The organism is Mesorhizobium sp. M7D.F.Ca.US.004.01.2.1 (assembly GCF_003997785.1).
In the GTDB taxonomy this organism is placed as follows: Bacteria; Pseudomonadota; Alphaproteobacteria; order Rhizobiales; family Rhizobiaceae; genus Mesorhizobium; species Mesorhizobium loti.
On record NZ_RZRQ01000395.1, the window covers coordinates 1 to 4,949 of the forward strand.

The 4,949-nt window shown below is 59.9% G+C and carries 3 protein-coding genes; all 3 read right to left on the reverse strand.

What is annotated here, in order from left to right:
• The coding region (locus EN993_RS31330) for a lytic transglycosylase domain-containing protein (RefSeq protein ID WP_348630441.1) at positions 1-431 on the reverse strand (431 nt) is incomplete at its 3' end.
• 51 nt (positions 432-482) lie between these two features.
• Positions 483-854: a hypothetical protein gene (locus EN993_RS31335; protein WP_109659519.1), complete on the reverse strand. Its 372-nt coding sequence runs from the start codon at positions 852-854 to the stop codon at positions 483-485.
• Positions 855-914: 60 nt separating this feature from the next.
• A complete protein-coding gene (locus tag EN993_RS31340; RefSeq protein ID WP_206532446.1) occupies positions 915-4,841 on the reverse strand; it encodes an Ig-like domain-containing protein in 3,927 nt (1,308 codons plus the stop codon).
• Positions 4,842-4,949: the final 108 nt, after the last annotated feature.

A 4,949-nucleotide genomic window follows, 5' to 3' on the forward strand; every position in this document is an offset into this window, starting at 1 on the left:
GTGGTGCACAGATCGCCCGCGGCGAGCCTGTTGGCCTGCGCAAGATATTTGACCCCAAGGGCGATGTTGGTCGCCGGTGCGCTCAGATCGTCCACGGAGCCTCGAAAGCCAAGCATTCTGGCCGTAGCCGGCATAACCTGCATCAGGCCGACTTCGCCATCGGCGCCCTGCACGCCGGGATCGAACCCGCTTTCGATCTCCATCACGGCATGCACCAGCATCGGCTCCAGGCCATAGATCGATGCCTGGCAGCTCGCAAACGCCTTGAATGTCTGCCGGGTCCACTCCGTGGCTGCGTCACAACGAGCCGGTCGCGGCAGATTGGACGACTGACGCTGTTCCACGGACGGTCGTTCCAGCCAGTTGGCGCGGGCCAGCGTGACAGTTAGGCCAAAGCCGACGAACACGATCGCGCCTGCGATCGCCTTCAAGAATGATCCGTCGGCTGTCATGATGGCCAACAGGCGGGTTCGCCTATCCGGTCAGTGCATGTACTCGACCATGCGATCGTGGAAACACTCGCACTTGTTGAGGGTGTCTTCGTCCTTATAGTTCGTCTTCAGATAGCCGTAAGCCATGCCGCAGGCGACCTTGGCTTCCGATGCCCAGACGAAGACGGGCCGGGACGAATTGATCCACTCCGAGCTGTTGGCGGCGGCGACCGACTCGTCCATCAGTTTCACCACCTGCTCCTTGAGGTCGACGATGTTGTCGTTCAGCACCAGGTTGGACGTGCCGACGGTGCGGCAATAGTCGGCCGTCGGACCTTCGATGATGTCGGCGGCGTAGCCCGTCGACCCGACTGCCAGCAACAGCGTCGCAGCGGAAACAAGCAGCCTTGCAGAACGTTTCATGTTGAGCTCCCCTAAATATTAGCGACGTATAACATAGTCGCGTAGCCATGCGCTATGGCGTTAGATCGTTGCCGTGTGTTGCACATGCGCCGTGTCGTCGTAGAGTATCGTGATCGTGCCGGCGGCAGGTGCGTTCTGCAACGCGGCGACGTCCACGAAATTGGCCGCATTGCCCGAACCAGTGGTATCGACGCTCAGCGTCTTCGTGTCGGCGTCGTAGTGCACATAATCATTGATGTTGCCCCCCGACGCCGTGTCGAACAGCGCGCTCAGATCGATCTTGTCGCCCTGACCACCAGGGCCGGTGCCATGGTAGTCGGTGATGAGATCCTTGATGTCGAGGTTGTCAAGCTTGAAGGTGTCGGCGCCCGTGCTGCCGGCGGTCGGCTCTGCCGGTGCAACAAGTGAGGTGTCGAGTTCGACCTCGACATAGTTGCCGGTCGTGCCGTCGGCCATGTGGAAGGTTCCGTTGCCTGTCACGGTCTGTCCGTCGATTTCGCCGACAGTCGGAGTAGCCGCCGTGCTGATGGAGACGATCCCGTTGTCAGCGAGGTGTGACAATTCCCCGGCGTCACTGATGCCGTTGGCATTGGCGTCCTTCCAGATCAGCAGGCTGTCGAAGGCGGTATCGTTGTGGTCGATGACACCGTCATGGTTGCTGTCGAGCGAAGCCAATGCCGCCGCGCCGCTGGCGAAATTGCCACCGCCGAAGTTCGGTGTGAACAGTTCGGTGCCATCGTCGATCTTGCCGTCATGGTTGAGATCGACCGCCAGCATCCCATCATGGGATGTGTTCCAGGCAACCTGATCTTTTACACCATCGCCATTGATGTCGAACTGGACGCCATGGCTGAGGTCGGAGAAGGCGAACCCATCGTGGTTGAGATCGAGGATGATGGGGTCGGTAGCGCTGTTGTAAACGACAAAATCTGTGCTGGTGAGCGCGTTAAGCTGCGATTGCGAGGTGATGTTGTCGAAGGTTGCCACCTGGGTGCGGCCGGCGGCGTCATTCCAATTCGTGTCGAACCAGAGTTCGCCATGTCCTGTGGTCGAGTTGAAGACAAGCACATAGGTGTTGGCTGCCGCCACGAGTGTCGCCGTTATTTGCGCCGACGTCTGCCCCGCGTCGATTTTAACGATATGCGTCGAGTCGCCGGCCGTGAGAGCAGAGATCGAGGTCCGGATCGAGAAGTCGTTTACATTGAGGGGGGTACCGGCGGAAGTCCCGATCGTGTTGACGAAATTGACGCTGCCGGTTCCGGTCAAACCCGTGTCCAGCAGGCCGATCTTGTCCGTCCCGACCACGAAGTCCTTGATTGTATCCATTCCGGTATTTGTTGCCATCCGGAACTGATCTACCCCAGTGCCGCCGGTCAGAGTGTCGTTGCCGGCGCCGCCAATGAGGATGTCGTTTCCATCGCCCCCGAAAAGAAGGTCATTGCCCCCACTGCCGTTCAATTTGTCGTTGCCGCTTCCCCCCGAAACTTGATCGTTTGCGCTGCCGGTGACGATCGTGTCGTTGCCAGCCGTGCCAGCCATTACATTTACCGCAAAGGCGTCGGTGGCCGTATCACCATCGCCGTCCTTGCCTGTCAGTTGGAACTGCAGCACATTGTCAGCTGGGTTCACCGTTGTGGTATATTCAAGAGAAATGCCAGTAATCTTGAAGTTGACATTGTTTGTTATGGCCTTGAATTCCACGTAGTCGACGGTCCGACTACTATCGATGTCAAAACTGACTGTACCGTTTCCGTCATAATTCACGGCTGTGGTGACCGGTGGACCACTCGTGTAAAAGACTTGGATTTGGAAATCGTCACCAGTAGACAAGCTTCCGCTTGAGGAAACTCCGATTGAGAGCGAACTCAAGGTCGAGTTCTCGAAGCCAGATTGCTGCTGGACGTCCAGTCGCAGGGTTTCGTCGAAATTCTCCTGGATGCTGTTGCCATTGATGCCGAGATCGGTCGATGAAATCGTCAACGTCGCAGGATCAGGGGCCGTTCCTGCGTCGTTGCCGTCCTCGTTCGTGGCAGTCAATACCAGGGAGAACGCGCCGCCAAAGTTTGACGCGGCGAATGTGTAGCTCGACAGACCGGATCCGCCAGAGATTCCACTGAACAGCGATCCGCTCGAAACTGTGAGCGCAGGTGCAGCAGTAACTAGCTGGAAGTCATAGGTGCCATCGTTCTGAACCGTGATTTCGAAAAAGGTCTTCGTAGTTCCACCGTCATCAAAGGTCGCTTCGTAGGTGGAGGTGGTACCGGATTTCAGGTGGAAATCGAAATCCGCTCCTTTGTTGGTCCAAGCAAGAGCGCCTGACCCGAACGAGTCAGCGAAAGCCGAACTGTCAGCACCGACTATGAAGTGGTAGTCTCCAGAAGTAACTGCACCAGCAATCCTGTTGACGGCTATATCGTCGACGCTCAGAGACGGCCCGTCATCGTTGACCTTGACGGTCAGCGAGGCATTGGCCGTGTCGTTGTCGCTGTCGGTGACCTTCACCGCAAAGTTTTCCCCGGTCGCCTGGTCGGCGGCCCCGGTCGCGGCAGGATTGGGGTTCGTCACGTGCTGCAGCAGCGTGTAGCTCCAGCTGTAGACACCACCGCTCGAAGTCACCGTCAGGTCACCATTGGTGCCATGCACGACGACCGGAACCGCAACGGTCGCAGCGGTCACATCCACGCCACCGACCTCGAGCTTCTGTAGGGTGTCGCCGCCCGTGGCGATGTTGAACGTGCCCGTTGTCGTCTCCGACTCGTCGCTGTGCAGAGCCGGAAGCGCCAGCTCCCCGCTACCGTCCGCAAGGCCCTTCTCGTCGACGACAGCGGTCGCGTCGACCGCCGGCGTCCCGCCGGTCGGCGTCACCGTGACCGTCGGTATCGAATCCGCCACCAGGGTAATCGTCGCCGTCGCCACCGACGAATCGCCATCACCGTCGATGATCTTGTACTGGAACGTCACCGTCCCTTCTTCGCCGGCAACCGGCGCGTAGGTGAAGGTGCCGTCATTGTGGTAGGTGACCGTTCCGGTGCCGCCCGCCAGCGATCCCGCGACAAAGCTCACCTTCGACGGATCGGTGATGGCCACCCCGTCCGCGCCGGGCACGTCGTTGGCAAACACGTTCACCGTCACGGGCGCGTTCTCGGTCGCCTGCGTGGCACTGTCATTATGCGCCGTTGGCACGTCGTCGACGATGGCGACCGCAAAGGTGGTGCTGGCCGTGTCGCCGTCGACATCCGTGACGGTAATGCTGAAATTGTCCGGAACCGTGTCGCTTTGATCAAATTCGGTTGTCGGATTCGGATGGGTGACTGATTCGGTCACCGTGTAATTGTATTCGATGGCACCCGTGCTCGGATTGTAGGAGACGATCGTCAGGAAGCCGAACTCCCCCGGGATCTCCTGGCCGACGCCGGTGACGGTGACGCCGTTGATGACGATCGACCCAATTCCATCCGGTGCGGTGATGCTGATCGTTCCATTGCCGGAGGTTTCCGAATGGCTCGGCGCGTCGCTGCCTGGCGATTGCGCCCCACCGCCATCAAGGCCGGTTTCGCTGGCCGCTTCGCTGGGAGCAAGCAGTGACGTGGCCACCACTGAAACCGGCCTGTCGACGATGGACGGGAAGAGTTCGCGGTGATCCAGAAGCCCAAACTGCAAGGCAGTCGGGGGCAGCAGTGCCGACAGGTCGAACCCGTCGCCGATGCCGCCGGGGGGAATCGAGAAGTCTCCGCCTGCACTTGAATTCGAACCGCCCGGGCCGGCCGAGATAGAACCATCGGCGCCGAACGCGACATCGACATGGCTGGCTTCCAGCGCTGCCAGCAGTGCCACGCGCGGCACCTCGACGTCGCCAATGATAAAGGTCGGCACGTTCAGGGCGCCATCCTTGATCACGATCACCGAGCCGTCAGCCTGTTCGAGCACAAGGTTGTGGCCGTCGACCTTGATGTTGTCGATGGAGGCGTTGGCCGGAAGCCTTACCACGTGGCTGGCGTCGGCTACATATTCGTGCGGCGCAGCTACCGGCGGCGCCTTCGCTTCCGCGGGGGCTTCTGGTTTGGCAGGCGCTGCGCCGCCGACATCGACCGGCAC